Origin of the sequence: Kaistella haifensis DSM 19056, from assembly GCF_000735695.2 — a bacterium.
Classification (GTDB): Bacteria; Bacteroidota; Bacteroidia; order Flavobacteriales; family Weeksellaceae; genus Kaistella; species Kaistella haifensis.
In genome coordinates this window covers 1-25,900 of record NZ_JASZ02000002.1, presented here as the reverse complement: position 1 = coordinate 25,900, position 25,900 = coordinate 1, and the positions used below count along the sequence as shown (strand labels likewise).

The 25,900-nt window shown below is 36.4% G+C and carries 29 protein-coding genes and 1 tRNA gene; 16 read left to right on the top strand and 14 right to left on the bottom strand.

All coding sequences use genetic code 11. From position 1 onward, the window contains the following. Positions 1 to 53: 53 nt before the first annotated feature. The 3 genes from AP75_RS01395 to AP75_RS01385 form a co-directional block, all read right to left on the bottom strand. Complete coding sequence (locus AP75_RS01395; protein WP_031501267.1) at positions 54 to 383, bottom strand: DNA-directed RNA polymerase subunit omega; 330 nt, start codon at positions 381 to 383, stop codon at positions 54 to 56. A gap of 42 nt (positions 384 to 425) precedes the next feature. Then, entirely contained in the window at positions 426 to 1,400 is a 975-nt protein-coding gene (locus AP75_RS01390; RefSeq protein WP_088263439.1) for an outer membrane protein assembly factor BamD, read from the bottom strand. Between the two features lie 144 nt (positions 1,401 to 1,544). Then, positions 1,545 to 2,171, bottom strand: a complete 627-nt coding sequence (locus AP75_RS01385) for a TetR/AcrR family transcriptional regulator (RefSeq protein ID WP_031501268.1) — start codon at positions 2,169 to 2,171, stop codon at positions 1,545 to 1,547. 90 nt (positions 2,172 to 2,261) lie between these two features. Here AP75_RS01385 and AP75_RS01380 point away from each other — a divergent pair, with 90 nt between their 5' ends. The 4 genes from AP75_RS01380 to AP75_RS01365 all read left to right on the top strand — a co-directional run bounded on the left by AP75_RS01380 (position 2,262) and on the right by AP75_RS01365 (position 4,731). After that, a complete protein-coding gene (locus AP75_RS01380; protein WP_088263438.1) occupies positions 2,262 to 2,891 on the top strand; it encodes a TatD family hydrolase in 630 nt (209 codons plus the stop codon). Between the two features lies 1 nt (position 2,892). Then, positions 2,893 to 3,621 carry a tRNA threonylcarbamoyladenosine dehydratase gene (locus tag AP75_RS01375; protein ID WP_031501269.1) on the top strand — a complete coding sequence of 243 codons (729 nt, stop codon included), beginning with the start codon at positions 2,893 to 2,895 and terminating at the stop codon, positions 3,619 to 3,621. Between the two features lie 23 nt (positions 3,622 to 3,644). Beyond that, on the top strand, positions 3,645 to 4,022 hold the full coding sequence (gene rnpA, locus AP75_RS01370) for a ribonuclease P protein component (RefSeq protein WP_031501270.1): 378 nt from the start codon (positions 3,645 to 3,647) through the stop codon (positions 4,020 to 4,022). A 61-nt stretch (positions 4,023 to 4,083) separates the two neighbouring features. After that, positions 4,084 to 4,731 (top strand): DUF4126 domain-containing protein, encoded by a 648-nt coding sequence (locus AP75_RS01365; RefSeq protein ID WP_034766115.1) that lies wholly within the window; start codon positions 4,084 to 4,086, stop codon positions 4,729 to 4,731. 6 nt (positions 4,732 to 4,737) lie between these two features. Here AP75_RS01365 and AP75_RS01360 read toward each other — a convergent pair whose 3' ends face one another. The 9 genes from AP75_RS01360 to AP75_RS01315 form a co-directional block, all read right to left on the bottom strand. Continuing rightward, on the bottom strand, positions 4,738 to 6,405 hold the full coding sequence (locus AP75_RS01360; protein ID WP_088263437.1) for a hypothetical protein: 1,668 nt from the start codon (positions 6,403 to 6,405) through the stop codon (positions 4,738 to 4,740). A gap of 1 nt (position 6,406) precedes the next feature. Then, a complete protein-coding gene (locus AP75_RS01355) occupies positions 6,407 to 6,955 on the bottom strand; it encodes an LptE family protein (protein ID WP_051872731.1) in 549 nt (182 codons plus the stop codon). 1 nt (position 6,956) lies between these two features. Then, positions 6,957 to 8,240 (bottom strand): sigma-54 interaction domain-containing protein, encoded by a 1,284-nt coding sequence (locus AP75_RS01350; RefSeq protein WP_031504450.1) that lies wholly within the window; start codon positions 8,238 to 8,240, stop codon positions 6,957 to 6,959. Between the two features lie 3 nt (positions 8,241 to 8,243). After that, the gene (locus AP75_RS01345; protein WP_088263436.1) at positions 8,244 to 8,549 is read right to left on the bottom strand and encodes a hypothetical protein; all 306 of its coding nucleotides are present in this window, start codon (positions 8,547 to 8,549) and stop codon (positions 8,244 to 8,246) included. 197 nt (positions 8,550 to 8,746) lie between these two features. Continuing rightward, positions 8,747 to 10,183, bottom strand: coding sequence for a tRNA (N6-isopentenyl adenosine(37)-C2)-methylthiotransferase MiaB (gene miaB / locus AP75_RS01335; RefSeq protein ID WP_031504452.1), 1,437 nt, complete (start codon positions 10,181 to 10,183; stop codon positions 8,747 to 8,749). A 172-nt stretch (positions 10,184 to 10,355) separates the two neighbouring features. Next, entirely contained in the window at positions 10,356 to 10,838 is a 483-nt protein-coding gene (locus AP75_RS01330) for a hypothetical protein (protein ID WP_088263434.1), read from the bottom strand. Between the two features lie 30 nt (positions 10,839 to 10,868). After that, the gene (gene lysA, locus AP75_RS01325; protein WP_088263433.1) at positions 10,869 to 12,068 is read right to left on the bottom strand and encodes a diaminopimelate decarboxylase; all 1,200 of its coding nucleotides are present in this window, start codon (positions 12,066 to 12,068) and stop codon (positions 10,869 to 10,871) included. 216 nt (positions 12,069 to 12,284) lie between these two features. Then, positions 12,285 to 13,511: a 3'-5' exonuclease gene (locus AP75_RS01320; RefSeq protein WP_031504459.1), complete on the bottom strand. Its 1,227-nt coding sequence runs from the start codon at positions 13,509 to 13,511 to the stop codon at positions 12,285 to 12,287. Positions 13,512 to 13,533: 22 nt separating this feature from the next. Beyond that, entirely contained in the window at positions 13,534 to 15,060 is a 1,527-nt protein-coding gene (locus AP75_RS01315; RefSeq protein WP_031504461.1) for a helicase HerA-like domain-containing protein, read from the bottom strand. 137 nt (positions 15,061 to 15,197) lie between these two features. On the opposite strand from AP75_RS01315, the gene AP75_RS01310 reads away from it, so the two are divergent. The 9 genes from AP75_RS01310 to AP75_RS01270 all read left to right on the top strand — a co-directional run bounded on the left by AP75_RS01310 (position 15,198) and on the right by AP75_RS01270 (position 22,571). Further along, positions 15,198 to 15,560: a hypothetical protein gene (locus AP75_RS01310; RefSeq protein ID WP_051872732.1), complete on the top strand. Its 363-nt coding sequence runs from the start codon at positions 15,198 to 15,200 to the stop codon at positions 15,558 to 15,560. 100 nt (positions 15,561 to 15,660) lie between these two features. Then, the gene (locus AP75_RS01305) at positions 15,661 to 16,518 is read left to right on the top strand and encodes a hypothetical protein (protein WP_031504465.1); all 858 of its coding nucleotides are present in this window, start codon (positions 15,661 to 15,663) and stop codon (positions 16,516 to 16,518) included. A 127-nt stretch (positions 16,519 to 16,645) separates the two neighbouring features. Continuing rightward, positions 16,646 to 18,631, top strand: coding sequence for a TonB-dependent receptor plug domain-containing protein (locus AP75_RS01300; RefSeq protein ID WP_088263432.1), 1,986 nt, complete (start codon positions 16,646 to 16,648; stop codon positions 18,629 to 18,631). 84 nt (positions 18,632 to 18,715) lie between these two features. Further along, entirely contained in the window at positions 18,716 to 19,159 is a 444-nt protein-coding gene (locus AP75_RS01295; protein ID WP_088263514.1) for a hypothetical protein, read from the top strand. A 77-nt stretch (positions 19,160 to 19,236) separates the two neighbouring features. Further along, positions 19,237 to 20,037, top strand: a complete 801-nt coding sequence (locus AP75_RS01290) for a sulfite exporter TauE/SafE family protein (RefSeq protein ID WP_031504467.1) — start codon at positions 19,237 to 19,239, stop codon at positions 20,035 to 20,037. 2 nt (positions 20,038 to 20,039) lie between these two features. Next, positions 20,040 to 20,399, top strand: a complete 360-nt coding sequence (locus tag AP75_RS01285) for a hypothetical protein (protein ID WP_031504470.1) — start codon at positions 20,040 to 20,042, stop codon at positions 20,397 to 20,399. Between the two features lie 90 nt (positions 20,400 to 20,489). Then, on the top strand, positions 20,490 to 21,896 hold the full coding sequence (locus AP75_RS01280) for an MBL fold metallo-hydrolase (protein ID WP_031504472.1): 1,407 nt from the start codon (positions 20,490 to 20,492) through the stop codon (positions 21,894 to 21,896). A gap of 21 nt (positions 21,897 to 21,917) precedes the next feature. Next, complete coding sequence (locus AP75_RS01275) at positions 21,918 to 22,229, top strand: rhodanese-like domain-containing protein (protein ID WP_031504474.1); 312 nt, start codon at positions 21,918 to 21,920, stop codon at positions 22,227 to 22,229. Positions 22,230 to 22,259: 30 nt separating this feature from the next. Continuing rightward, positions 22,260 to 22,571 carry a thioredoxin family protein gene (locus AP75_RS01270; RefSeq protein ID WP_031504476.1) on the top strand — a complete coding sequence of 104 codons (312 nt, stop codon included), beginning with the start codon at positions 22,260 to 22,262 and terminating at the stop codon, positions 22,569 to 22,571. Here AP75_RS01270 and AP75_RS01265 read toward each other — a convergent pair. Beyond that, positions 22,568 to 23,326 (bottom strand): amidohydrolase, encoded by a 759-nt coding sequence (locus AP75_RS01265; RefSeq protein WP_031504478.1) that lies wholly within the window; start codon positions 23,324 to 23,326, stop codon positions 22,568 to 22,570. The genes AP75_RS01270 and AP75_RS01265 overlap by 4 nt on opposite strands. Before the next feature lie 124 nt (positions 23,327 to 23,450). On the opposite strand from AP75_RS01265, the gene AP75_RS01260 reads away from it, so the two are divergent. The 3 genes from AP75_RS01260 to AP75_RS01250 all read left to right on the top strand — a co-directional run bounded on the left by AP75_RS01260 (position 23,451) and on the right by AP75_RS01250 (position 25,493). Then, positions 23,451 to 23,894, top strand: coding sequence for a DUF6646 family protein (locus tag AP75_RS01260; RefSeq protein ID WP_031504480.1), 444 nt, complete (start codon positions 23,451 to 23,453; stop codon positions 23,892 to 23,894). 110 nt (positions 23,895 to 24,004) lie between these two features. After that, positions 24,005 to 25,342, top strand: a complete 1,338-nt coding sequence (rseP, locus tag AP75_RS01255; protein WP_088263431.1) for an RIP metalloprotease RseP — start codon at positions 24,005 to 24,007, stop codon at positions 25,340 to 25,342. 77 nt (positions 25,343 to 25,419) lie between these two features. Further along, positions 25,420 to 25,493 (top strand) — tRNA-Asn (locus tag AP75_RS01250). A gap of 118 nt (positions 25,494 to 25,611) precedes the next feature. Here AP75_RS01250 and AP75_RS01245 read toward each other — a convergent pair. Further along, on the bottom strand, positions 25,612 to 25,900 hold a 289-nt coding region (locus AP75_RS01245; RefSeq protein ID WP_143755761.1), incomplete at its 5' end, for a transposase.

Genomic DNA, 25,900 nt, shown 5'->3' with positions numbered 1-25,900 from the left:
CGCAAAAGTAAAAACTTCTGCGATTCTTATTTTCTGGAGGAGAAAAACTTGGGTTAATTTTGGTTTTTCTCGTCAGTGTGTCTAAAATAAATTTCTCCGTCAAGCCACTCCTGAATTGCGATAGAAGTAGGTTTTGGTAGTTTTTCGTAGTGTTTAGAGATTTCAATTTGCTCTCTGTTTTCGAAAACTTCTTCCAAAGTAGAGTTGTGAACCGCAAATTCGTCTAATTTATTATGAAGTTCAGAGCGAATTTCAGCATTGATCTGTTCTGCTCTTTTGCCCATAATTACGATGGCTTCGTAGATAGAACCAACTTTTTCTTCGATTTTATCTTTGTCGTAAGTTATTGTACTTAGTTCTGCTTTAGAATCTTTTGCGCTCATTTTCAGTGGAGTTTGTGTAATTAAAGTTTGCAAATATACAATTTATTTTTGGATTTGGAAAGTGGCAGCTGGCGCGGGTGTAGAAAGAGCGGCGCTGTCTCTTTTAATCTTTTCAGCTTTCTTTTCAGCTTCTTTTTGGTCTTTTTCCTGATGTTGTTTTAGTTCTTCAGCTCTAATCTTTTCTTGAAGTTCTTTTTTTCGGGTTTCTACTTTCTTTTCAACTTCAGCGAAATTTTCTTTTTCCTTCAAAAGTTTAGCTCTCAAGTCAATTGCTAGTTTTGCATTTGCAGTATTTGGCATATCTCTTTCCACTTGTTTTGTGAAAGCCAAAGCATTTTCGATTCTCTCTTTTTTCAAGTCATAAACCGAATTTACAGCGAGTTCATACTTCGATTTTAAGATATATTCGTAGATTTTATCAATCAATTTTGTACTCGGAAAATCGTTAAGAACATTCTCGAAAGCCACGTTTGCTGCTTTATAATCAGCCATTTTGTAGTATTGTCTTGCGTTTTCGTAAGCTTTAAATTCTAATTTATAGCTCAATTCGTCAATCAATTCATTGATGTTTTTCGATTTCTCGGAATTTGGATAATTGTTCAAGAAACTTTGAAGTTCATTGATGGCCAATTCAGTGCTAGTTTGGTCCAAATTATAATCCATGGAACCTTCGTAATAGCACAAAGCAGACATGTATGAGGCGTCTTCCGCACGTTTGTCTTGAGGGAAAGTTACTGCAAAATTCTTAAACTGATGACCTGCAAGTTTGTAATTTTTGTCGTAATAATTTGCGTAAGCTGAGTTGTACACCACGTTTGGAGCGTCATCGGTACCCGCAACAAGATTCGAAAGTCTTTCGTACAGCGCCAATGCATCTGCCCATTTTTTGTTTTCAAATTTTTCGTTGGCAACTTTTAGGATATAATCTTTATCTGCGCTTTTCATTGCGAGTTCCTGCTGTTTGTTACAAGCCGACAATGTGAAAATTGCGAGGAGTACTATCAAATATTTTTTCATAAATCTTTTATGGCAGAAATAGTTAAGAGGGTTTCTGCGGTTCAGTTTGCAAAAATATAATTTTTTTGCCAATAGTTTTTTTTTTATGATAATTTAACTTATAATTTAACGCAATTGCCTTTATTAAGACGATTTAGCTCCGATTTAGCTCGCAGAATAACCAACTAATGAGAAAATAGTGACCAGTAAATTCGCCAGAATTTTCTTTTCCGCATCTTGCAAATACGTTTCCTCTTTTCCGGTAACATACAATTCGTAGAAGTTTTTGTTTCGAATGACAAAAAGTGACGAACCCACAATCAGTGTCAAAATATCTTCAGGTTTCGGTGTATTTTGGAAAACTCCCGACGCAACCCCTTTTTTAATCACATCATCGATTTTCGAAGTAAAAGTGGTGTAAAACTCCAAAAGATCGGTTTTCAAATGTTCTGTATGGCGAAGTTCTTGTGTTACAAATCCGTGGAAGTAATTGAATTTAAATAATTGATTTACAACGTATTTTATGAGTTCTTTTAATTGCATTTCAGGTTTTCCATCTTTGACGATTTCTGCAAATTCCGCGAAACTTTCCCTAGTTTTTTGAACCCGATATCGATAAAGATAAGACATCATTTTTTCCTTCGAACCGAAATAATAGGAAATCATCGCAACATTGATGTTCGCCTGCGAAGAAATATCACGAATCGAAGTACCTTCAAAACCTTTTTTTGCAATCAATTTTTCCGCGACATCTAAAATATGAATTTGTTTTTCCGAGAATTTCTTCTTCATGGTGAGTTAATTTGAGTAAAGTTAAGGATTTTTTTGCTCATTTAAAACAAATGTTTAAATTTTTTTACCCGAATTTTCTTACATTTGATTATGGAGTTTTTTGATTTTCACCATCATGATTTTAATAAAAAAAATGGAATTTATAATTTAAAGTTAAATGAAATTCCACCGGCAAATTATTTTTCAGCCGGAATTCATCCCCAAGATATTTCTCCCAATTTTGAAGAAGATTTTTTATGGCTTAAGACGATTTCGAAATCAGAAAACTGCGTAGCAATTGGCGAATGCGGCTTGGATGGGTTGATTGATATAGACGAAAATCTACAGAATGAAATTTTCCAAAAACAAATTGAACTCGCCAACGAGCTCCAAAAACCAATCATCATCCATTGTGTTAGAAGATTTCCGCATCTCCTTCATTTCAAAAAAAAAGCGAAAGTTCCTATGATTGTTCACGGTTTCAATAAAAGAAAAACGGTAGGTGAAGATTTACTAAAACATCAGTTTTGTTTAAGTTTTGGAAAGTCGGCTTTGTATAACGTAAATTTGCAGGATTTTTTGAAAGAAATTCCAATTGATAAGCTTTTTCTGGAATCAGACTCTGCTGATTTTGAAATTAAAGATTTATACTACAAAATTGCAGAATTAAAAGGTTATAAAATTGAATATATCCAAGAAAAAACCAAAGAAAACCTAAAAAATTTACAAATTTATATATAAAATGGAGAAAAATTGGCTAGAAAGAACCGAGTTGCTGATTAAAGAAAACGGAATTGAAAAACTACAAAAAGCAAATGTTTTGGTAGTTGGTTTAGGCGGAGTCGGTTCGTTCGCAGCTGAATTTCTTGCAAGAGCAGGGATTGGAAAAATTACGATTGTTGATGGCGATGTGGTTGATATTACTAATGTTAACAGACAACTTCCCGCTCTTCATTCCACCGTTGGACAATCGAAAGTAGAAATAGTTGGTGACAGAATGCTTGACATTAATCCTAACTTAGAACTGACGAGAATTAATGAATTTCTTGTTCAGGAAACGGTTGAACAGGTTATTGATTCACAGAAGTTTAACTATGTTTTGGATTGTATTGACAGTGTTACTCCGAAAATTGCGTTAATTAGAATCGCGAAAAGAAGAAAAATAAAAGTCGTAAGTTGTATGGGAGCGGGCGGAAAAACTGATCCATCTAAGGTGATGGTGCGCGATATCAGTAAAACCTATAATTGCTATCTTGCGAAAAATGTAAGAAAACGTCTAAAAAAAGAAAAAATTAATAAAGGAATTCGCTGTGTATTTTCAAATGAAATTCAGGATGAAGATAGTCTGAAAATGACAGATGGAACTAATTTTAAGCGTTCTTTTTATGGAACAATTAGTTTTATGCCTGCAATTTTTGGATTGTATGCTGCTGCTGAAGTTATTAATTATTTAATAAAAGAAACCAAATAACGTCAATACTCAAAAAATATACTTTGAATCAAAAATATCCTACAAAGGAAAAACTTAAGCAGAAAAAAGAAATCGATTTGCTTTTTCAAAAAGGTAAATGGTTGACTAATGGGGATTTACGAGTGATTTCTATTGATTTAAATAAAAAGCCACAAGAAGGTTTATCTGTTGAAAATCAAAAGGTTGGAGTCTCGGTTTCAAAGCGTTATTTTAAAAAAGCAGTTTACAGAAATCGAATCAAACGGCAACTTCGGGAAGTTTATCGATTGAATAAAGCAATGTTTTCGGAAGTTTTCGGTACACATTCTCTATCCATGATTTTTTGGGTAAGTTCGGAAATGCCGAAAGATTTTAAATCTTTGGAACAAAATTTTATAAGTCTCTGTAAATCAAAAAAATAATTTTATCGTATTAGCATAGTTTTTGTAAATTTGATTCAATAATACAATAAAATTAAATGAAATGCTCGAAAATATTCCCTTTTTACCTTACGCAATAAGTGCATTTATAGGAATTGGACTTGCTGCGGCAACCGGTTTCAGAGTCTTTCTTCCGATGTTTGCGGTGAGTTTGGCTTCTTATATGGGTTGGATTCCCATGAATGAAAATTTCGAATGGCTCGCTGGTTTACCGACGGTTATTACCACGGGGATTGCAACGGTTGTCGAGATTTTGGCTTATTATATTCCTTATGTTGATCATCTGCTGGATACTTTATCGGTTCCACTGGCAACAGTCGCCGGGTCGGTTATGTTTGCAAGTCAATTTGCAGACATTGGCACGTTTCCGCAATGGGCATTAGCATTGATAGCTGGAGGAGGAACCGCAGCTGCGATCAGTTCTGGATTTGCAGGAACACGGGCCGCATCTACAGCTACAACAGGCGGTTTGGGGAATTCCGTCGTCGCAACTACAGAAACTGCGGGAGCCGGAATTATGTCGATTTTGGCAATGACAGCACCTTTTATTGCTTTCCTTGTGGCAGTTGTTTTAATAATTGTCGTAATTGTTATGGGAAGAAAATTATGGCGTAAATTCCGAAGTTTTAATTCTTCTGGTCATGCTAAAATTATCGATGTGGAAGCGGTCGAAACGAAGAATTTAGAGTAGAAAAAATTATTTATTTTGACGTAATTCTTTGATTTGATCGATTTTTTCAGCGAAATATGTTTCTTTATCCGGATGTTTTTCGATCAAAATTTCAAACGCTTTAATTGCTTTGGAATATAATCTTTGTTCAAGGTACAAATTCGCCAAGGTTTCGGTCATCAAGTGCGAAATGTTGTCGCTCTTTTCTTTCACCACAAAATCAGAATCTTCTTTTAATTTAGAAATTCTCGGTTCTTTCTCAATGAATTCCTCAATGATTTTTTCTTTAAAATTTGCCGCATTTCCACTTATTTCTCCTTCGTTTTGACCAATTTTTAACCAATTTTGCCAAGTATTGATGAAATTTGGAATATTGCTTTCCGGAGCTTCTGAAGGTTCAATGGTTTGTTCTTCTGATATTTTTTCCGTTACTTCTAATTTTTGTTTATCTTGAATTGGAAAAACATTTTCAGAAAAAAATGAAACATTGAAGACAGGTCTTTCCTCGCTTTTTTCAACCGGAATTACTAAACTTTCTTCAATTGAATTTTTTTCAGGGATTTCAATTGTTTTTGATTTTTGTTCAGATTTTTTATCAATTAAAGAATCAGGTGTGTTATTTGTAAAACTCATGGGTTTCCATGGTTTTTTTTCTGTAGTAATGTCGGATTTGCACGTTTCCTGTTCAAAATCACCAGATTTAATTGTTTTTTTGGCGTTTTCAACAACTTCAATTTTTTTGGAAATTTCTGGTTCTACTTCATTTTTTTTATCAATAATTTTTTCTTCTGAAATTTCATTTTTAATTTCGGTTGGTATAAAATCTTGAGTTTCAGCAAAATTTACTTCCGCGTTTGAAAGTGGTGTATCTTCAGTTTTTACTTTTTCTTTTTTCGAATTTTTCATTTTTGCTTCAACTTCGGAAATAAGTCGTTGCATTTCTTCTTCGTGCTTGCTCAAAGTTGGTTTAGGAACTTCATAAACAACAGTCTCCGGCTTTTTGCTAACGATTTTTACTTCTGGTAAAAATTCTTCCATTCCGTGAAAACTAAGTTCCGCATTGTTTTCTTCTTGCTTTTCAGCAGGTATATTTTCCGTTTTTCCAGCGACTATTTCTTCTTGAATAGTTTCTTCTTTTGGTAGAATTTCCTCTTCGATTTTTGGGATTTCCGTTTCTGTTTTTTCTTCTTTTTGAATTGACTGCTTTACAATTATTCCCGATTCTCGGGTAGATTCGATGTCGATTTTCACAGATTCATTTTCAAGGAAATTTTCTTCTCCTTCAAATAAAATTCTGTTCAAAACTCCATCAACATAAACTGGTTTTGGAACTTCAATAGGTGTTGGAGAAATAACTTTACTCGTTTCTAATGCAACAGGAAGCACTTTAATTTCCTCCTTAATTTCTTGAATTTTAGTTTCTTCTGGAATATGATTTTCAGAGATTGCAGCTTTTTCTGCGATTTCTTTTTTATTGATAAATTGATAAAGGATTTTTTTATCCGTAGTGTAAGCTGCGGTAGTGGAGAGTTCTTTTGGGTAATTTTCTGGTTGATGCGTGTAGATTCCATACAGGTATAATGATCTGATATTCTGTATGTAAGGTTGTTTTTTTATTTCAGAACTTAAGATTTCTAAATCTTGTTTCTGAAACAATTCCGGATTTTTTATTAATTCTAAAACTCTTGGATTCATCTTACCAGTTGGCTACAATATCGTTAAAAATTTTATTGATGATTCTTTCATTGACAATCTTTACCTGAGAAGCCTCAATGGTATTGATGTCCAAATCACTACTGAAAGCGGCTTCATCGGAATAAGTTCTATCGAAGCTTTTATCCGGCTCGATTTTGTTTTCATAATGAACTTTTACGGTGATGGTAAGCTTGTTTTGCGCAGCTTGAATGGTTCCTCCCGGAGCGTTTACCGCACTGGAAATGGTCGTTGGTGTGATCGAATAATCGGTGATTTCACCTTCTATCAAAATATCCGGATTCTCGGATGTACCTTTCAGTGTAGTTCTTTGCAGAAATCTGTTTTGTATGTCTGTCGATAATTGTTGGGCAAGATTCGCATTCATTAGCGCTGCATTATTCGGGAATTCTTTAATTTGAATTGTTTTTGTTTCGGGACTTAGTGATGAGCCTGTGAACGAGTAACAACTTTGGAGAAAGGACAAAATGCAAAGAAAAAAGACCTTTGTCAAACCGAAATTTCGAATTTTAAATTTTGAATTTTGAATCATTTTAGTCTTCTAAATTATACTGTTTTATCTTTCTATAAAGCGTTCTTTGCGAAATTCCGAGCTCATCTGCAGCTTTATTTCTTCGGCCTTTATGCTTTTCGAGGGCTTTTACAATCAGTTCTCTTTCATTGTTTTGCAAGGAGAGCGAATCGGGTTTTGTTTCTTCGATCTCAATGTCTTCTACTTCGTCAAAATTTTCGTTGCCATCAGAAATAATCGTGGAATTCGGAAATTGATCGGCGTTCGGACTCTCAAAATACAGTAACGAATTCGCGTTCTGAACTTGTGTTTCCGGTGTGAAAACGCGGTTGATTAGATTTTTCTCCTGATTGCTGAAGTCGCTATTTCCACGGTTTTTTATGAGTTCCGAAGTTAAGGATTTTAAATCATTTAAGTCGTTGCGCATATCAAACAGAATTTTATACATGATTTCCCGCTCCGAATTGAAATCCGAGTTGGAAACGCCATTTCCTGCTTTTTGAACCAACGCCGGTAAGTTCGCTTGCATCGGGATATATTCAGCAAGTTTAACAGAATTAATAGTTCTATTTTTTTCAACTACCGTCATCTGTTCCACTAAATTTCTCAATTGACGAACATTTCCAGGGAAAGGATAATTTTCCAGATAATTTACTGCATCATCCGTTAACACCAATTCCGGCATTCTGTATTTCTCAGCAAAATCTATCGCAAACTTTCTGAATAACAATTGGATGTCTCCCTTTCTTTCTCGCAACGCCGGCATATCAATCTGAACGGTATTTAGACGATAATATAAATCCTCACGAAAACGTCCATCTTGAATGGCTTTCATCATATTGACATTGGTCGCCGCGACGATTCTCACGTTGGTTTTTTGAACTTGGGAAGAACCAACTTTCATAAACTCGCCGCTTTCCAAAACTCTCAAAAGACGAACCTGTGTCTGCAAAGGCAATTCACCAACTTCATCCAAGAAAATTGTTCCGCCATCTGCGACTTCAAAATAGCCTTTTCTTGTAGAAGTTGCGCCGGTGAAAGCGCCTTTTTCGTGACCGAAAAGTTCGGAATCTATCGTTCCTTCTGGGATTGCGCCACAGTTTACGACGATGTAAGGCTGATGTTTTCTTCGTGATTCTGAGTGGATGATTTTCGGAATAAATTCTTTCCCAACACCACTTTCTCCAATTACTAGAACCGAAATATCTGTAGGAGCCACTTGAATAGATTTTTCCAAAGCACGATTAAGTGCCGGAAAATTTCCGATAATTCCGAAGCGTGTTTTTATAGATTGTAAGTCTGCCATTGTTTAGATTTGATTAAAAGTAAAATCTTTTAAATTTAGAAAATCAATTCTATTATTTATTAAAAATTCGCCCTTATATTCAAGGTTGTTATTTGTAATAATTTCAAAATAATTTCCTTTTCCAATAAGATACTGTGGTTTATAAAAATCATTAATACCTATATTTTGTAATTCGCTGAAATAATGATTAATATCTAAGTTGATAGAATGAATGGTTTCAAAATTGATTCTTTGATTATTAATCAAGATACAATTCTGGTCAATTATTAGATCACCGATAACTATTGAATTTAGCTTTTCATAATCCATATGCAATTATTCCTAAGAGTGTGAAAAGAAAAAATAGCATTGCAAAATCTATATATTGATTTTCTATAAATTTTAATACTAAGAAAAGAAATAAGAATAAAGCAATTAATGCCCATTGAGAATTTGTTATTAATCCCAAATAATTTTTCTTTCTTTCTATAATTTCAAATCTCATTCAATTAACTAGTCAACATTAATTACGAAATTGTTTCCCCCAAAAGCGTTCCCTGCGTATTCCCGTGAACAAAAACAGACACAATGTCGCCTAATTTTTGTCCTTCCAGTTTATCGAAAACGCAAACTGCGTTTTGGGAATTTCTGCCTTTCCATTGGTTTTCGTTCTTTTTAGAAATCCCTTCGATCAAGATTTCGTGGACTTTTCCTACATAACTCGCCATTCTTTTTCGGGAAAGTTCGCCTTGTAACGCAATAACTTCCGCTAAACGTCTTTGTTTTACATCCGCAGGAACATCATCCTCCATTTTCTTGTGAGCTAGAGTTCCCGGTCTTTCAGAATAAGCGAACATATAACCATAATCGTATTCCACTTCTTTCATTAATGATAAAGTAAGTTGATGATCTTCTTCTGTTTCGCCACAAAATCCAATAATCATGTCTTGCGAAAAAGAAATGTCGGGAACAATTTCTTTTCCTTTTTTGATTAAATCCAGGTATTCCTGTCGCGTGTGTTGGCGATTCATTTTTTCTAAAATTCGGTCGCTTCCACTTTGTACAGGAAGGTGAACGTATTTGCAAATGTTTTCGTGTTTTGCAATAACTTTGAAAACTTCCTCGGTCATTTCGTGCGGATTGGAAGTTGAAAATCTAATTCTCATTTTTGGAACTGCAACCGCAACCATATCAAGAAGTTGGGAGAAATTAATCGCGGTTAATTTTTGCATTTCAGTAGCGTTTTTGAAGTCCTTTTTTGCTCCACCTCCGTACCAAAGATAGGAATCTACATTTTGACCTAAAAGTGTGATTTCCTTATAACCATTTTCCCACAAATCTTTACACTCCTGAATGATTGAATGAGGATCGCGGCTTCTTTCGCGCCCTCTGGTAAAAGGAACTACGCAAAAAGTACACATATTGTCGCATCCTCTAGTGATGGTAACGAACGCCGTAACTCCATTTCCGCCGAGACGAACCGGATTGATGTCTGCATAAGTTTCTTCTTTCGAGAGAATAACATTTATTGCATCTCTTCCACCTTCGGTTTCCTTTAAAAGATTAGGTAAATCTCTGTACGCATCGGGTCCTACGACCAAATCAACCAATTGTTCTTCTTCCAAAAACTTGGTTTTCAAGCGCTCAGCCATGCATCCCAAAACTCCAACTGTAAGATTAGGTTTTTCTTTTTTTAAATTTTTAAATTGAGACAGGCGCATTCTCACGGTTTGTTCCGCTTTCTCACGAATTGAACAAGTGTTGAGCAGAATTAGATCTGCTTCTTCTTGTTTCAAAGTTGTATTATAGCCTTGTTCGTTAAGGATTGAAGCTACAATTTCTGAGTCGGAAAAATTCATTTGGCAGCCGTAACTTTCCAAAAACAGTTTCTTCGTGTTTTGGGGTTTTTCAGCAATTGCAAAAGCTTCGCCTTGTTTGTTTTCGTCGATATATTTTTCTTGCACTTTTGTAGAAATTAGATATTAAAAGAGCGTTTTGCAACACACCTTTTATAGGGATTTTAATTTGCAAAGATAAAGAATTTTTGTGACAGAATGGCAGAAGTTTTTTAATCTAGAGAAGGACAAAGATCACTTTTCGAAAAAAAACTTTGCAGCTGCCTACAAAGTTTTTCATTTAAAGATCAAAACTATCTGTTCTGAAATTTATTTTCTGCCGCAACTTGGATTCCACGGGAATTCCGTTGCAGGTTGCTGGTTTAAATTTGGGATTCATCCTTCTCAAAGCTATTTCCACATCACGGTAAAGCAAATTGCTGTTCAAAACTTCTGGTAAAAGCTTAAAACTTTGCAAATTACCGGATTTATTGATGTTTAAATGCAATTCAAAAGTCCCATTGACCGAATAAAGTCCGGAATTCAAATCATTCTGAATATTTTTCGAAAGTGCTTGTTTGAAAGAGTTTTCACCTCCTGAAAATTGTGCGTACAACGGATTTTCACACTTCAAACGATAAAATTCCAATGGAGCATTCAGGTCCAACGCGATGGTTTGTTTTACCACATCTCTTACATTTTCCGTGATATCGTTATCTTCTACCACATATTGCGCATGGGTAAACGTGAATGCAAAAAAGAACAGTAATACTAAATTTTTCATAACATTTTTAATTGAATATAACTTACATTTTTAAAGAACTTCGACTTGGTTTCTCAGTAAATCCTCGAATTCATCGCGTTTTCTGATGAGATGCGCTTTCCCATCGAGAAACAAAACTTCAGCCGGTTTCAATCTCGAATTGAAATTGGAGCTCATCTCAAAACCATAAGCTCCGGCATTTCTGAAAACCAAGATATCGCCTTCGCGCACTTCATGAAGTTTTCTGTCCCACGCAAAAGTGTCGGTTTCGCAGATATTTCCCACCACTGTGTAAATTCTTTCCGCACCTTTAGGGTTCGAAAGATTCTCGATAATATGGTAAGAATCATAAAACATAGGCCGAATCAGGTGGTTAAAACCAGAATTGATTCCTGCAAAAACCGTTGCTGTAGTTTGTTTGATGACATTTGTTTTTACAATCAAATGACCACTTTTGCTCACCAAATATTTCCCGGGTTCGAACCAAAGTTCAAATTTCTTCCCTGAATTTTTTGAGAATTCTGCTAATGCTTTTTCTACTTTTTTGCCCAGTTCTTTCACATCAGTTTCCATATCGCCTTCTTGATAAGGTACTTTGAAACCGCTTCCCATATCCAAATATTTCAAATTCGGGAAATGTTCCGCTAATTCGAACATGATTTCCAAACCTTGAAGGAAAACATCAGGATCTTTTATTTCGCTTCCGGTGTGCATGTGTAATCCTTCTACATTAAGATCGGTAGTTTTCATTACCCTTTCGATATGGCGAAGCTGGTGTATAGAAATTCCGAATTTCGAGTCGATGTGACCTGTGGAAATTTTGTAGTTTCCACCTGCGAAAATATGCGGGTTAATTCTAATAAAAATTGGGTAAGATCCACCGTATTTGTTGCCAAACTGTTCAAGAATTGAAATATTATCAATATTAATATGAACTTTTAAAGACATGGCTTCTTCGATTTCAGCTAAATCAACACAATTCGGAGTGAAAAGAATTTTATTCGCATCGAAACCGGCCTTCAAACCCAATTTCACTTCATTAATCGAAACACAATCTAGATTTCCGCCAAGATTTTTCACATATTTTAGAATGTTGATGTTCGAAAGCGCTTTGCAAGCATAGAAAAATCGGGTGCTTTTGTGAAAAGACGAAGTGAGTTTTTCATACTGAATTTTGATAGATTCAGCATCGTAAACATAAGTTGGAGTGCCGTATTGTTCGGCAATTTTCAGTAAATCTTTATTGGTCATTTTTAATTAATTTAAAATCAAAAAAGCAAGCCCAGAAAGAGCTTGCTTGATTATTTAGCGATCAACAAAACAGCTCTCAGTGCACAATATTTGCCTTAGTGGAAAGCTTTTTCCCCTTAGTTGCAAATTTCTTTATTGATTTCTTAGCAGTCATGCGATCTGTTGTTTTGTAAATTTTTTTCAAAATTAAATTTTTTTATTTAATTCTGCACTATTTTATTTTGTAGGAAGAGAAATTATTTCAATGTCTTCTCTAAGAATCGCCAGTTGAAGGTCGTTTTTTAAATCGCTGCTGGTTGATTCTACTGGGATTTTCAACGCATCAATTTTCTTCAATGTGCTGATTTGTGTGTGCAAATCGTAGAATCCGTAAGATTTTAGTTGGCCCTTTTCAAAAATAAGGAATACTTTTTCGCCCAGCGTTCGTCCTGCGGAAATCCACATTTCATTTCTGTTTTTCAAGCTTATTTTCTGTTCCAAAACAGATGGATTTGCGTATTGTTCTTGTTTTTTGAGGAAGCTTACCGCTTTCAAACCTTGGGTGAATGATTTGAATTTAAGCAATGGTTTTGCCTCTTTTCGCAAGGAAACTTTCTCAACAAAATATTTGTTGTTTTTATGGAAAAGTCCAAACGGAAGTGTTTCTCTTTTATGCAAACCTTTCGTTTTCATCATCAGTTTGGCGAGAATATCATTACCTGTTAATTCGTAATAAATTTGTTCAACTTCTTCTTGGATTTTTACCAGTTTTTTTGACTTAGTATTAAAAAGAATCTTTGCAAATTTACTCAAATCATCGCTAAAATCTGAGTGAATGATTTTTCCTTCTGCGTTTTGGAAATAAATAATTCCTCTTTCTGATGGTAAATCTTGGGTGAGGTTTCTTACTTTATTGAGGTACGTTTTAGCATTCAGTTCTTCATGATGCTGCTGAATGATTTCGGAATCTTTGTCTTTAATCATCAGTAGTTTAAACAAATCTAATGTTGCTTTTGCGTCACCGGACGCTCTGTGCTGATCAACCAGAGGAATTCCCAAAGATTTCACCAGTTTTCCCAATGAATAACTTTGCGCTTCAGGAATGAGTTTTTTAGCTAAAGGAATGGTGTCTAAAGTGTTGATTTTGAATGTGTAACCGAGCCGTTTAAACTCCTGGCGAAGCATTCGGTAATCGAAATCAATATTATGACCTACCAAAGTTGTATTTTCGGTAATTTCGACCACTCTTTTAGCAATTTCGTGGAATTTTGGAGCGGTTTTCACCATTTTTGGTGAAATTTTGGTGAGTTTTTGCACAAACGGTGTGATCTCGCCTTCCGGATTTACCAAAGAGATAAATTGATCTACAATTTCATGACCATCATATTTATAAATGGCGATTTCAATGATGCTTTCTTTTCGGAAACCGGCTCCGTTACTTTCTATATCGATTACTGAATACATTTTTCTTTCTGCTTTGGGCAAATTATCTTTTTCTACCTCCTAAACCCAACATTCCCAATACAAATTTTGCACCTTCTCTTGCCAAAGTTGTTGTGAAAGTTCTTCCAGCTCGAGATTTCATTACGCTTTCAAACATTCCCGGTTCTTCTTTTACAGGTCGGGATTTTTGTGTAGTGGATGTGTTTTGTACCGCTTGTTCCATACGATTTGCCAACATTTCGTAGGCAGAATCTTTGTTAACGGTCTGTTCATATTTCGCAACCAAAGCGGACCGCGAAGTAAGATCGGAAACTTCCGCATCAGTCAGTACATCCATTCTAGATTCAGGTGAGATCAAATAAGTGTGTACCAATGGTGTAGGAATTCCTTTTTCATCCAGCGCAGTGATAAATGCTTCACCAATTCCTAAGTTCTGAATCAATTCATCCGCTTTATAAAATTCTGTAATTGGGTAATTTTCAACTGCTTTGGAGATTTCTTTTCGGTCTTTTGCCGTAAACCCTCTTAAGGCATGTTGTATTTTTAAACCTAATTGAGAAAGCACATTTTCCGGAACATCACCAGGAATTTGAGTGATAAAATAAATTCCAACTCCTTTCGAGCGGATTAGTTTTACCATGGTTTCAATTTGTGCCAATAAAGTTTTGGACGCTTCATTGAAAATCAGGTGTGCTTCATCAATGAAAAGTACCAGTTTGGGTTTGCCTGAATCTCCTTCTTCAGGAAAAGTCATGTAGATTTCCGCAAAAAGTGACAACATAAAGGTAGAAAACAATTGAGGTTTACTTTGGATATTACCAACGCGAAGAATGTTCACCACGCCTTTTCCGTCTCTTTGGTGCAGTAAATCTTCCACATCGAAACTTGGCTCCCCAAAAAACTGTGCGGCACCCTGTTGTTCGAGCGCCACAATTGACCGGAGAATTGCGCCTAAAGATGCCGGTGCAATAGAGCCGTAATTATTGGCTAAATCTGCTTTCCCTTGTGGATTGTCGGTTACATATTGCAAAACTTTTTTCAAATCGTCTAAATCGATTAAAGGCAAACCTTTATCGTCGCAATATTTGAAGACAATTGAAATTATACTTTGCTGAGTATCATTGAGTTCAAGGATTTTTGATAGTAAAAGCGGTCCGAATTCAGTGACCGTAGCTCTTAATTTCACCCCTTTTTCACCGGAAATGGTCATCAATTCTACCGGAAAAGCCTGTGGCTGATAGCTAAGTTGGGTTTTTGCGTAACGTTCACTGATGTTATTATTTTCTTCGCCCGGCTCGGCAATTCCTGAAAAATCTCCTTTAATATCCAAAACCAAAGACGGAATTCCTTTATGGGAAAGCTGCTCGGCAAAAGCCTGCAAAGTTTTTGTTTTTCCTGTTCCGGTAGCGCCGGCGATAAGGCCGTGTCTGTTAATGGTTTTAAGGGGAAGAGTAACGTTTACTTCAGGTATAACTTCACCATCGAGCATCCCTTTTCCCAATATTATGAAATCTCCTTTTGGAGAATATCTTGCCGAAAGCTCTTCAATAAATTTCGCTTTATCTGCCATGTTGAATCAAGTTTTATTTTATAAAGATAAAAAAATATTGAAAGACTTCAGAAGTTTTCGAACAGATTAGTCATTAAGGTGATGATGAAAATCATTTTTTAATCCGGATAAAAAAGTCTTAAATTTGAATTGTCAAAATGAGACGGTTTTTTCTTACCATATTATCCACGTTAATTTTTCTGGCAAGTTTTCAGAATTCGCTGATTTTGGTCGATTATCAAATCAACAGGGATTTCTATGAAATTCATTGCGTAAACAAGGCTAGACCCGAGCTGAACTGCCACGGTAAATGCGAGATGCAGAAGGAAAGCAGCAAAAACGAATCTTTGCTAAAGGTAGTAAAATACAGTTTTGAATTTAACATTTTACCTTCACCCCAAACTGCAATTGTCGACACGAAAAATCCAGATTTCGAAACCCGCCAGAAGATTAATACAGATAAAGATTTTGATTTGCTGAAAATTTATCTGAACATTCTTCCTCATCCGCCGCAAGTTTAAATTTCATTTTATCTTACTGTTCGATTTTGAGCAGCATATTCCTATTTTTTTAAAGACAAAGTCTTTAGAGCAATTTCTCCAATCTTTAAATTTATAAAAAATGAAATTTTCACTAAAAATATTCGTGGCATTCGTTGCGCTTTCAATCTTCCTTATTTCCTGCAGAACATCAGATGATCCTGTAACACCGCCATCAGTTAACGAACTTGAAGGTCTGGCTAAGGTTAAAGAATTCTCCAACGATACGCATACGATTGAACTTTATACCGTTTCCGGAACAACACAGTTGGGTTACAACGATATGAAATTCAGAATCAAAAATAAATCAAATAATCAGTATGAAAAAAATGCGACAGTAAATTGGAATCCAGTAATGCACATGACAACCATGAGCCACTCCGGGCCAAAATCCGAAGTCACTAAAGTTACGCCGGATGGAACGCTGTACGCTGGATATCTTGTATTTCAAATGCCACAAAACGCGACGGAATACTGGGATCTGAAATTTGACTATTCAATAAACGGAATGGCTTATACAGCAACCACCGTCGTTGATGTTCCCAATTTGTCAAAAAGACGGGTTAGTTCTTTTTTAGGCAGCGACAATACAAGATATATTGTTGCGTATATCGAACCGAGAACACCAAAAGTTGCTGTAAATGACATGACGGTTGGGGTTTGGAAAATGCAGGATATGATGACTTTTCCTGTGGTAAACGGTTACACCGTGAAAATCGATCCCAGAATGCCGGGAATGGGAAATCACGGTTCCCCAAATAATGTGAACGCGACCCAAACTTCACCCGGAAAACTGTATAACGGAAAACTTTCGCTTACCATGACCGGTTACTGGAAGATTAATCTGCAGCTCGCAAACGCAGCCGGAACAGTGTTGAAAGGTGAAGAAGTTACAGACCAAAATCCTGCATCGTCACTGTTTTTCGAAATCGAGTTCTAAGATCAATACCTGTTTTCGTAGTCTTTAGCAAAATCTGAATGTCCGTTTTTGAAGGATTTGTTTCCTGAAGTTGGTTATCTTAGCCATTCAAAACGGACATTTCTTTCATTTTTGAATACAAATTATAATGAAAAAGAATTTCGTCCTGATTTCAATACTTATTTCTGTGGCAGCCGCTGCTCAAAATATCAATCCGGATTCTCTGCACCACAGCATTCAGGAAGTTGTGGTTATCGGTACCAACCGAATTTCTGCGAAGGATTCCAAACCCCTGAGTTCCATCGACGAATATCTGCAGAAATCAGCAAAAATAGAAATGATCAAGCGCGGAGCCTATGCTTGGGAACCGCTGCTAAACAATATGCCAACCGAAAGAACTGTAATTACCATCGACGGAATGAGGATTTTCGGGGCGTGCACCGACAAGATGGATCCGGTAACTTCTTATGTGGAAGTATCGAATCTCTCTGAAGCGGAAATAAGTTCAGGACAGGCCGGAACAGCTCATGGTAACACCATTGGCGGAGCAATTGATCTGAAAAGAAACCGGACAGGATTTGGTGAAAAAAAATGGAGTTTCGGTGTAAATTCAGGTTTTGAAAGCGTTAACCGACAGAAAATTTTCGGCGGCTCAGCGGCCTTTAAAGCGCCAAAATTTTTCGCCGATTTTAATGTGATGTCCAGAGATGCCGACAATTATAAGGCTGGCGGTGGCGCTGAAGTTCCGTATTCACAATTCCGAAAAATTAATTTTTCAGGAAATTCGGGAGTTAAATTAGGTGACAATAAAATGCTGGAAGCCGCAGTGATTTACGATAGAGCTACCGATGTAGGTTATCCGGCGTTGCCAATGGATATTTCACTGGCCGAAGCGCTGATCAGTTCAGTTAAATTTCAGCTCGTTCCCGTTTCAGATTTCTTCAACAACTGGGAAACTAAGGTTTATTTTAACAACATCACGCACAGAATGGATGATACCAAACGTCCCGCAGTTCCCATCCATATGGATATGCCAGGTTGGAGCAAAACGTTTGGCTATTTTACCAACATGTCTGCAGAATTGCCCGACCATCATTTTACTATAAACTTAAACGGTTTTTCAAATTTGTCAACGGCTGAAATGACCATGTATCCAGCCAATTCCAACGAAAAACTGATGTTTATGTACACGTGGCCTCAGGTGAGAACCTTATTTCAGGGGATCTATCTTGATGATCATTTTAATCTGAACGGAAATTCTTCGCTTCAGATTTCAGGATCGCTGGGTTTCCACTCAAATAAAGTGGAAAGTGAATTTGGACTGAACAGTCTGCAGATTTTTTATCCTGAGATGAATGCCCAGAAAAACAGGCTGCTGAAGAGTATTTCTGCAAAATATCAGTATTCAGCAAACGGGTTTGAGTTTGGTTTTGGTGGGGGTTACGGCGACCGCGCTCCTTCGGTTTCGGAAGGGTATGGTTTTTACCTTTTCAACAGTTCCGAAAAGTATGATTACGTCGGAAATCCCAACCTAAATAATGAATCGTCGCTGGAAGCGAATGCGTTTGTCGCCTTTAAAAATGAAAGAATTTCCGCAAAACTTTCTTCAAATTATTTCCATATCTCAGATTATATCGTTGGGAAAGTTATAGAAGGACTTGTACCGATGACGATTGGTGGAAAGGGTGTAAAGCAATATGGCTCTCTGGATTATGCCACAATTTTTAATGCAGATCTCAATACGCAGGTTCAGCTTTTTTCTTTTCTAAAATGGAATTCGCAGTTTACCTATGCCCGCGGAAAGGATTACAGCAAAGAAAATCTTCCGTTTATGAGTCCGTTGAGTTACCGTTCGGCATTGCAGTTTTACAAAAGCAGAATCTCGACAGAATTTTCAGCTTCCGGCAATTCCAGATACCGAGATTTTGCAGCTGTTTACGGTGAAACAGAAACGACGGATTACACAATCTTTAATATTAATGCAGGTTACCAGTTCAGCTTTAACGGGATGAAAGTTTTAACTAAAATTGGCGTTGAAAATATATTCGACCGACTTTACACAACGTATGCTGACTGGAATAAAATTCCGCGGCCGGGAAGAGACTTTTACTTAAACCTTAATCTGAATTTTTAAAATCTTTAATTCAAAAATCACATTTCAACCCTGAAAAAGGCAGATATTTTTAGTAAATTTGTTGACCATCAAAAAATGAAAATAATGAAAAGGGATTTAATTCTTGAGAAGCTGATCGCTGAGCAGCGTAAAGTTATAGAAAGCTTGCAGCAATCTGTAAATCAATATAAAAGTGCTTCGGATCTGGATGAAGAAAGCACGCACGATCCGGAAGATTTCTCTCAGCAATCCCAGGCTAAAGATATGCAGTTGCGTTTCGAAAAGATGTTGGGCGAGGCTGATGAAAATCTCAGTTTTCTATTGAATGAAAAACAATCCCGTCATGATTTGATCGAAAAGGGCTGTGTGATCGAAACCGATAAAAATTTTTTATTCGTCGGAATTTCGGTGCCAGTTTTCGAAGTTAATGGTAAAGAAGTGATTTCCTTTTCGGATAACGCTCCTATATTTGAAGGGTTTAAAGGAAAGAAAATCGGAGACAGCGTAAAGATTGGTGATCATTCATATAAAATACAATCCGTTGACTAAATGTAGCTACAGTGGCTTGTAACAAAGGTTACGCTGGTTCTTAATCTAATAAGCTAGTTTTGCCAAAAAAATAACAGATGGAGTTTTTAGGATATTTTTCGGCATTAATAATAGGACTGGTAATGGGCCTCATCGGAGGTGGCGGAAGTATCTTGAGTGTTCCGATTTTTGTTTATGTTTTTGGTTTTGATGCGGTTACCGCTACTGCGCTTTCGTTGTTTGTCGTGGGAATTACAAGTTTGGTAGGTTCTGTAGGCTTCATTAGACAGAAACAGATTGATTTTAAAACCGCGTTTACATTTGGGATTCCTTCAATTTTGGGAGTATTGTTTTCCCGCAGGCTTATTCTGCCGCATTTGCCGCATTATATCATTAACCGGTGGGGAATTACCCTAACAAAAGATATGTTTCTGCTTTTGCTTTTTGCGATTTTAATGCTGATCGCTTCATATAAAATGATCAGAAAAAATGAAAGGCCAAGACTGCAGACTTTTGAGGATACCAATTATACCATTTTAATTTCGCAAGGACTTCTGGTCGGCATTATTACAGGATTAATTGGTGCCGGTGGTGGATTTTTAATCGTTCCCGCACTTGTAATGCTGCTGGGAGTTCATATGAAAAAAGCGGTGGCAACCTCACTTTTTATCATATCGATGAATTCTATTTTAGGATTCATCAGCACCATGGAGATGGTGAGCCATGACTGGGGATTTCTGCTTGGATTTACCGGTTTATCCGTGCTGGGAATCTTTGCAGGCATTGCAGTTTCAAAAAAAATGGATGGCCGAAAACTAAAACCCCTTTTTGGATGGATCGTTTTGGGAATGGGCATTTTTATTATAATCAAGGAAATATTTTTAAAACAACAATTTTAAACATGAAAAATATACTCGTAGCAGGCTTCGCTTTGCTTTTAATGAATTCTTGTACAAAAACAGAAACCAATTCAGTGTCAACAGAAAATGAAAAATCTACTGAAATAGGACTAGTTCAGAAACCTTTAACACTGAAAAGCCCTACAGGTGAAGAGATTTCAGTAACCTATTTCTCAGAAGGTGATATGGTTGCAGTAAAAATTCAGAAAGCAGGGGAGGAAGAACAGAAACTATCTGCCAAAACTGTAAACCCAAGCGGTAATCCCATTTTTACGAATGAAGAGTACATGTGGGAGCTCACCCAGGAAGGGCAGGCAGGAAAACTGTCCGACAAAGACGGTAATGTGACAGAATATAATTAATTCCATACTCCTTAATCGATTATTTCAATTTATCGCTGGTGTATATTGCTGGCGAATTCACGAAATTTGTCAGATATTTAAAATGATACTATGAAAATAGAACAAATATATACCGGATGTCTTGCACAGGGTGCCTATTATATTGTTTCTGAAAAAGAAGCGGCAATCATCGATCCTTTGCGAGAAACTAAACCGTATATTGACAGGCTGGAGAAAGACGGAGTGAAGCTCAAATATATTTTTGAAACGCATTTTCATGCCGATTTTGTTTCAGGACATTTGGATCTTTCTAAAAAAACCGGTGCTCCAATTGTTTACGGACCAACTGCAGAACCCGATTTTGAAGCGATGATCGCAGAAGATAATCAGATTTTCGAAATTGGAAATATTAAAATTAAAGTACTTCATACGCCAGGTCACACGATGGAAAGTTCAACTTTTTTATTGATCGATGAGAACGGGAAAGAAACTGCGATTTTTTCTGGAGATACTTTGTTTCTAGGAGATGTGGGAAGACCGGATCTGGCTCAAAAATCAACACATATGACTCAGGAAGAGTTGGCGGGGTTGCTGTACGACAGTCTGCAGAACAAAATTGTTCCGCTTTCTGATGATATTATCGTATATCCTGCTCATGGCGCCGGATCTGCCTGCGGAAAAAATATGCAGAATGAAACGGTAGATACTTTGGGAAATCAGAAAAAGACCAATTACGCACTAAAACAGCCTAATAAGGAATCCTTCGTTAGAGAAGTTCTCGACGGACTTTCTGCTCCACCGAAATATTTCGGTATGAATGTAGCTCTCAATAAAAAAGGCTACGAATCTTTCGACAATGTCCTGCATCAATCCAATCAGCCAATAAGCGCAGAAGATTTCGAAGGAGTTGCTGAAGATACGGGTGCTTTGGTTTTAGATACCAGAAATGCTGCAGATTTTCATCAGGGATTTATTCCGAATTCGATAAATATCGGTTTGAAAGGAGATTTCGCACCGTGGGTTGGCGCAATGATTGTAGATGTACATCAGCCGATTTTACTGGTTTCGGATCCCGGAACAGAAGAGGAGGTGATTACAAGACTTTCCAGAGTTGGCTTTGATCATGTTTTAGGGTATTTGGAAGGTGGTTTCGAGTCTTGGAAAAATTCAGGTAAAGAAATTGATACGATTCACCGGATTTCTGCTCAAGATTTTGCAGCCAAATTTAGTGATGATTCCAAAGTAATCGATGTGAGAAAAGAATCCGAGTACGATGCTGCACATGTGGAAAAAGCTTATCGCAGACCTTTAGCAGATATTAATGAATGGGCAAATGCTTTAAATAATGATGAGCATTTCTTCATTCACTGTGCAGGTGGATACAGAAGTATGATCGCAGCAAGTATCTTAAATTCAAGAGGAATTAGGAATTTCACCGAAATTGATGGTGGTTTCAATAAAATAAAAGAAACAAGTGTTCCTAAAAGTAATTTTGTTTGCCAAAGCAAAACATTGTAAGCCATATTAAAAACTACAAAAATGATTGATTTTTTCAAGAAATTATTCGGTAAAAACAAAGTTGATTATAAGGCTCTTGTAGAAAATGGGGCACAAATTATTGATGTAAGAACTCCCGCAGAATTCAGCAACGGAAGTATTAGATTTTCTAAAAATATTCCGTTGCAAGAATTGGCTGCCGAAATGAAAAAACTCGATCTGAAAAAGCCCATTATCACCTGTTGTGCAAGTGGTATGCGAAGTGCTTCTGCAAAAATTATCTTCGAGCAAAATGGTTTCGAAGCTTATAATGGCGGAAACTGGAAGTCGCTGGAAAATAAATTGAAAGGATAATTTTGTTTAATGATTTTAATTTTTTAAAAAATGTCACAGAAATTTCAAGAACTTATCAATTCTGAAAAGCCGGTTTTAATCGACTTTTTTGCCACTTGGTGTGGACCATGCAAAGTGCAATCTTCGGTTCTCAATACCGTTAAGGAAAACGTGGGCGATTTGGCGCGCATTGTGAAAATAGATGTCGACCAATTTCCTGCAATTGCGGCCGAATACGGAGTGCGTGGAGTTCCGACATTGGCGGTTTTCCAAAATGGAAATCTTCTTTGGAAGGAAAGCGGAGTTCATGATGTGAATACGCTTACCAATTTATTGCAAAATTTTGCGAATCAATCCAACTAAATTATTTCAAAGGAATCGCGATCGTTCAGAAACCGGAATTTCTCTCGGAATTTCAGGAGCTTTTCTGCATTGAATTCTGCGGATACAATATTGTTTTCAGTAGTTGAAACCAAAGTGCCGTCCGGCGCGTAACAATATGAACTTTCAGGATAATGCAAATTATTTCCATCCGTTCCGATTCTGTTTAAACCAAAAACATAAGCTAAATTCTCGATTGCTCGGGCTTTCAGAAGGGTTTTCCAAGCATCGATTCTAACTTCCGGCCAATTGGCAACATATAAAATTGCATCGTAATCGTCATTATTTCTCGCGAAAACCGGAAATCTCAGATCGTAACAAATCTGCAACAAAATTCGCCAACCTTTGTAGTTTACAATCACGCGATCTTTTCCAGAAGTGTAATTTTTGTCTTCACCGGAAAATGAAAACAAATGTTTTTTGTCGTATTGATGATGGTTTCCGTTGGGTTCTACAAAATAAAAACGGTTATAAAAATTTTCGTTTTCATAAACGGCAGCACTTCCGCAAACTGCGGTATTGGTAGTTTTAGCAAAAATTTTCATCCAATTTAGGGTTTCTTGTTTGCGATCGGCGGTTTCTTCAGCTTTCATGTAGAATCCAGTGGAAAACATTTCCGGAAGTACAAAAAGGTCTGAAGTTTCATTAGAAAGTAACTCGCTGATTTTCTTGAAATTACTTTCTTTGTCTTTCCAGATAATATCTAAATTTAAACCCGATATTTTTAAATTTTTCATTATAAATTGTTGTAAAATTTGATTAAATATACAAAAAAATCAATGCATTATTTCACTAATGAATTTTTTTGGCTTCATATTTGATAGTTTTTCACTATTCATTAAAACTATAAATTAATACATTATGAAAAAGTTATTATTAGTATGCTCAATGTTCTTTTTAGGACAAATGGCATTTGCGCAAGCGTGGAACGGAAAAGGAGACCAAAAAGTTCAAGTTGGTTTCAACGGATGGGGTTACGGAACTGGGATTACAGCAACTTATGATTATGGTTTAGGAAACATTGTATCATTGGGTGCGGGAGCTAATTTCTTCTTCGACCACAGCAATGATAAATATGAAGATGATGATTTCGGAGTATTTGGTAGAGTAAACTTCCACTTACAAGAACCATTAAGTCTTCCAGAAAAATGGGATATTTATCCAGGTGTTGATTTAGGACTTTTGGGAGAAAGCGGTACTTATTTTGGTGCTCACCTTGGAGTTAGATATTTCTTCAACAACAATGTTGGTATCTACGGCGAATTTGGTAACAATGGTAGCTTAGGAGTTTCGTTCAATTTCTAAGAAAATCATTTTCAATAGATATAAGGTTCTCTTTTTTGAGAACCTTTTTTGTTTGGCATACTTTTGATAATTCGTATCTTCGCAATTATTTAAAATTTTAATAAAAATAAATGACACTCATCCAATTATTTCAATTCATACTCAGTATTTCAATATTGGTAATTCTACATGAATTAGGGCATTTCATCCCCGCAAAACTCTTCAAAACAAAAGTTGAAAAATTTTACCTCTTCTTCGATCCGTGGTTTTCGTTGGTAAAGAAAAAAATAGGTGATACCGAATATGGTATTGGCTGGTTACCTTTTGGTGGCTACGTGAAAATCGCCGGAATGGTTGATGAAAGCATGGATACCGAACAGTTAAAAAAACCAGCTGAGCCTTGGGAATTCCGAAGCAAACCTGCGTGGCAGCGCCTAATTATTATGATGGGAGGTGTTACGGTGAACTTCTTTTTGGCTTGGTTAATTTATTCGAGCCTTAGCTATTTCAAAGGGGAAACCTACCACGACAATTCGAAATTCGAGAACGGAATTGCGGTTTCCGAAGCCGGAAAAAAAATGGGATTGCAATCAGGTGATAAAATCTTAAAAATTGATGGTAAACCTGCAGAAAGAATGGAAACTTCCACCATCAATATTCTTTTTGCGGATGAGGTAACTGTGGAAAGAAACGGTAAGGAAGTTACATTCCCTGTCAATGAGCAAGGTGTAGCTGATGTATTGAAGCAAAATGAGGCTAAAGCTTATTTCAGCCCGCGTTTCCCTGTCGTTATCGATAGTTTGCTACCAAATGGTGCTGCCAAAGCGTCTGGCCTTCTGAAAGGTGATAAAATAGTTGCCGTAAACGGAAAACCTGTGAAATATTTCGATGAGCTGGGAACAGAACTGGCAAAATTCAAAAATACCAATGTAAAATTGGATGTTGAAAGAAATTCTGCAGTGCAGCAAATCGATATTAAAGTTGATCCGCAAGGTAAATTAGGCTTTTCGACAGATGTAAATGTAGAGCAGGCAGAACTTGAGAAAGCCAAAATCACAAAAAAATATTCTTTCTTAGAAGCTATCCCAAGAGGTTTTACAAGAACAATTGATGTTCTTACGATGCAGATCAAGCAGTTCAAAATTGTTTTCAATACCACTACTGAAGGTTACAAGAAAGTTTCCGGACCAATTGGGATCATCAAACAAATGCCAGAAACCATCAATTGGGAATTTTTCTGGAGCTTTACCGCGATGTTTTCGGTATGGTTGGCGTTCCTTAATTTAATTCCGATTCCGGGTTTAGATGGAGGTCATGTGGTGTTTACCTTGTGGGAAATGATCACCGGAAAGCCAGTTCCGCAGAAAGTTTTGGAAAATGCACAAATGATCGGCGTAATTTTCTTATTAGGTTTAATGGTCTTAATCTTTGGAAACGACATAGTTAAGTGGATTACCGGAAAATTTTAGTAAAAATTTTACAAAAATATTTTGGAGAAATTAAAAAAGTTTTTATATTTGCACACGCTTAAAGCAAAGGAAAACACTCCTCTTTAGCTCAGTTGGTTAGAGCATCTGACTGTTAATCAGAGGGTCGCTGGTTCGAGCCCAGCAAGAGGAGCGCTGAAAACGAGACACTTACAGAAATGTGAGTGTCTTTTTTTATATTTGTCACGAACATTTCACGAACAAAAGTATTTTATTTTAATGCTATTTTGGATCAGTACCAAAACTTGTGTTTAAGCAAAAATGTTTTGTAGTCTGAATAGAAAAAACGCCCGATCCCTAACTCCTCTGAAGTTGCTTCTAAATTTTTTAATTTTTGCATTGAAAGATTCTGCGGATGCATTCGTACTTCTATGATTGAAGTAGTTTAGGATATCGTTATAGTGGATGGTAAACGTTTTTAACAGGATAGCAAAAGATTTAAAGCCGGAGACTTCTACCTGGTGATACCATCTTGCTAATTTTAACATAGCGATTTCTTTGGTGTTTTTCTTGTGGTAGACGTTTCTTAAATCTTCTGTT

What these genes read in the sequence shown, in the direction of transcription:
- AP75_RS01395 (WP_031501267.1), bottom strand. Translation starts at nt 383, where the DNA reads ATGAGCGCAAAAGATTCTAAAGCAGAACTAAGTACAATAACTTACGAC.
- AP75_RS01390 (WP_088263439.1), bottom strand. Translation starts at nt 1,400, where the DNA reads ATGAAAAAATATTTGATAGTACTCCTCGCAATTTTCACATTGTCGGCT.
- AP75_RS01385 (WP_031501268.1), bottom strand. Translation starts at nt 2,171, where the DNA reads ATGAAGAAGAAATTCTCGGAAAAACAAATTCATATTTTAGATGTCGCG.
- AP75_RS01380 (WP_088263438.1), top strand. Translation starts at nt 2,262, where the DNA reads ATGGAGTTTTTTGATTTTCACCATCATGATTTTAATAAAAAAAATGGA.
- AP75_RS01375 (WP_031501269.1), top strand. Translation starts at nt 2,893, where the DNA reads ATGGAGAAAAATTGGCTAGAAAGAACCGAGTTGCTGATTAAAGAAAAC.
- AP75_RS01365 (WP_034766115.1), top strand. Translation starts at nt 4,084, where the DNA reads ATGCTCGAAAATATTCCCTTTTTACCTTACGCAATAAGTGCATTTATA.
- AP75_RS01360 (WP_088263437.1), bottom strand. Translation starts at nt 6,405, where the DNA reads ATGAATCCAAGAGTTTTAGAATTAATAAAAAATCCGGAATTGTTTCAG.
- AP75_RS01355 (WP_051872731.1), bottom strand. Translation starts at nt 6,955, where the DNA reads ATGATTCAAAATTCAAAATTTAAAATTCGAAATTTCGGTTTGACAAAG.
- AP75_RS01350 (WP_031504450.1), bottom strand. Translation starts at nt 8,240, where the DNA reads ATGGCAGACTTACAATCTATAAAAACACGCTTCGGAATTATCGGAAAT.
- AP75_RS01345 (WP_088263436.1), bottom strand. Translation starts at nt 8,549, where the DNA reads ATGGATTATGAAAAGCTAAATTCAATAGTTATCGGTGATCTAATAATT.
- AP75_RS01330 (WP_088263434.1), bottom strand. Translation starts at nt 10,838, where the DNA reads ATGAAAAATTTAGTATTACTGTTCTTTTTTGCATTCACGTTTACCCAT.
- lysA (WP_088263433.1), bottom strand. Translation starts at nt 12,068, where the DNA reads ATGACCAATAAAGATTTACTGAAAATTGCCGAACAATACGGCACTCCA.
- AP75_RS01320 (WP_031504459.1), bottom strand. Translation starts at nt 13,511, where the DNA reads ATGTATTCAGTAATCGATATAGAAAGTAACGGAGCCGGTTTCCGAAAA.
- AP75_RS01315 (WP_031504461.1), bottom strand. Translation starts at nt 15,060, where the DNA reads ATGGCAGATAAAGCGAAATTTATTGAAGAGCTTTCGGCAAGATATTCT.
- AP75_RS01310 (WP_051872732.1), top strand. Translation starts at nt 15,198, where the DNA reads ATGAGACGGTTTTTTCTTACCATATTATCCACGTTAATTTTTCTGGCA.
- AP75_RS01305 (WP_031504465.1), top strand. Translation starts at nt 15,661, where the DNA reads ATGAAATTTTCACTAAAAATATTCGTGGCATTCGTTGCGCTTTCAATC.
- AP75_RS01300 (WP_088263432.1), top strand. Translation starts at nt 16,646, where the DNA reads ATGAAAAAGAATTTCGTCCTGATTTCAATACTTATTTCTGTGGCAGCC.
- AP75_RS01295 (WP_088263514.1), top strand. Translation starts at nt 18,716, where the DNA reads ATGAAAAGGGATTTAATTCTTGAGAAGCTGATCGCTGAGCAGCGTAAA.
- AP75_RS01290 (WP_031504467.1), top strand. Translation starts at nt 19,237, where the DNA reads ATGGAGTTTTTAGGATATTTTTCGGCATTAATAATAGGACTGGTAATG.
- AP75_RS01285 (WP_031504470.1), top strand. Translation starts at nt 20,040, where the DNA reads ATGAAAAATATACTCGTAGCAGGCTTCGCTTTGCTTTTAATGAATTCT.
- AP75_RS01280 (WP_031504472.1), top strand. Translation starts at nt 20,490, where the DNA reads ATGAAAATAGAACAAATATATACCGGATGTCTTGCACAGGGTGCCTAT.
- AP75_RS01275 (WP_031504474.1), top strand. Translation starts at nt 21,918, where the DNA reads ATGATTGATTTTTTCAAGAAATTATTCGGTAAAAACAAAGTTGATTAT.
- AP75_RS01270 (WP_031504476.1), top strand. Translation starts at nt 22,260, where the DNA reads ATGTCACAGAAATTTCAAGAACTTATCAATTCTGAAAAGCCGGTTTTA.
- AP75_RS01265 (WP_031504478.1), bottom strand. Translation starts at nt 23,326, where the DNA reads ATGAAAAATTTAAAAATATCGGGTTTAAATTTAGATATTATCTGGAAA.
- AP75_RS01260 (WP_031504480.1), top strand. Translation starts at nt 23,451, where the DNA reads ATGAAAAAGTTATTATTAGTATGCTCAATGTTCTTTTTAGGACAAATG.
- rseP (WP_088263431.1), top strand. Translation starts at nt 24,005, where the DNA reads ATGACACTCATCCAATTATTTCAATTCATACTCAGTATTTCAATATTG.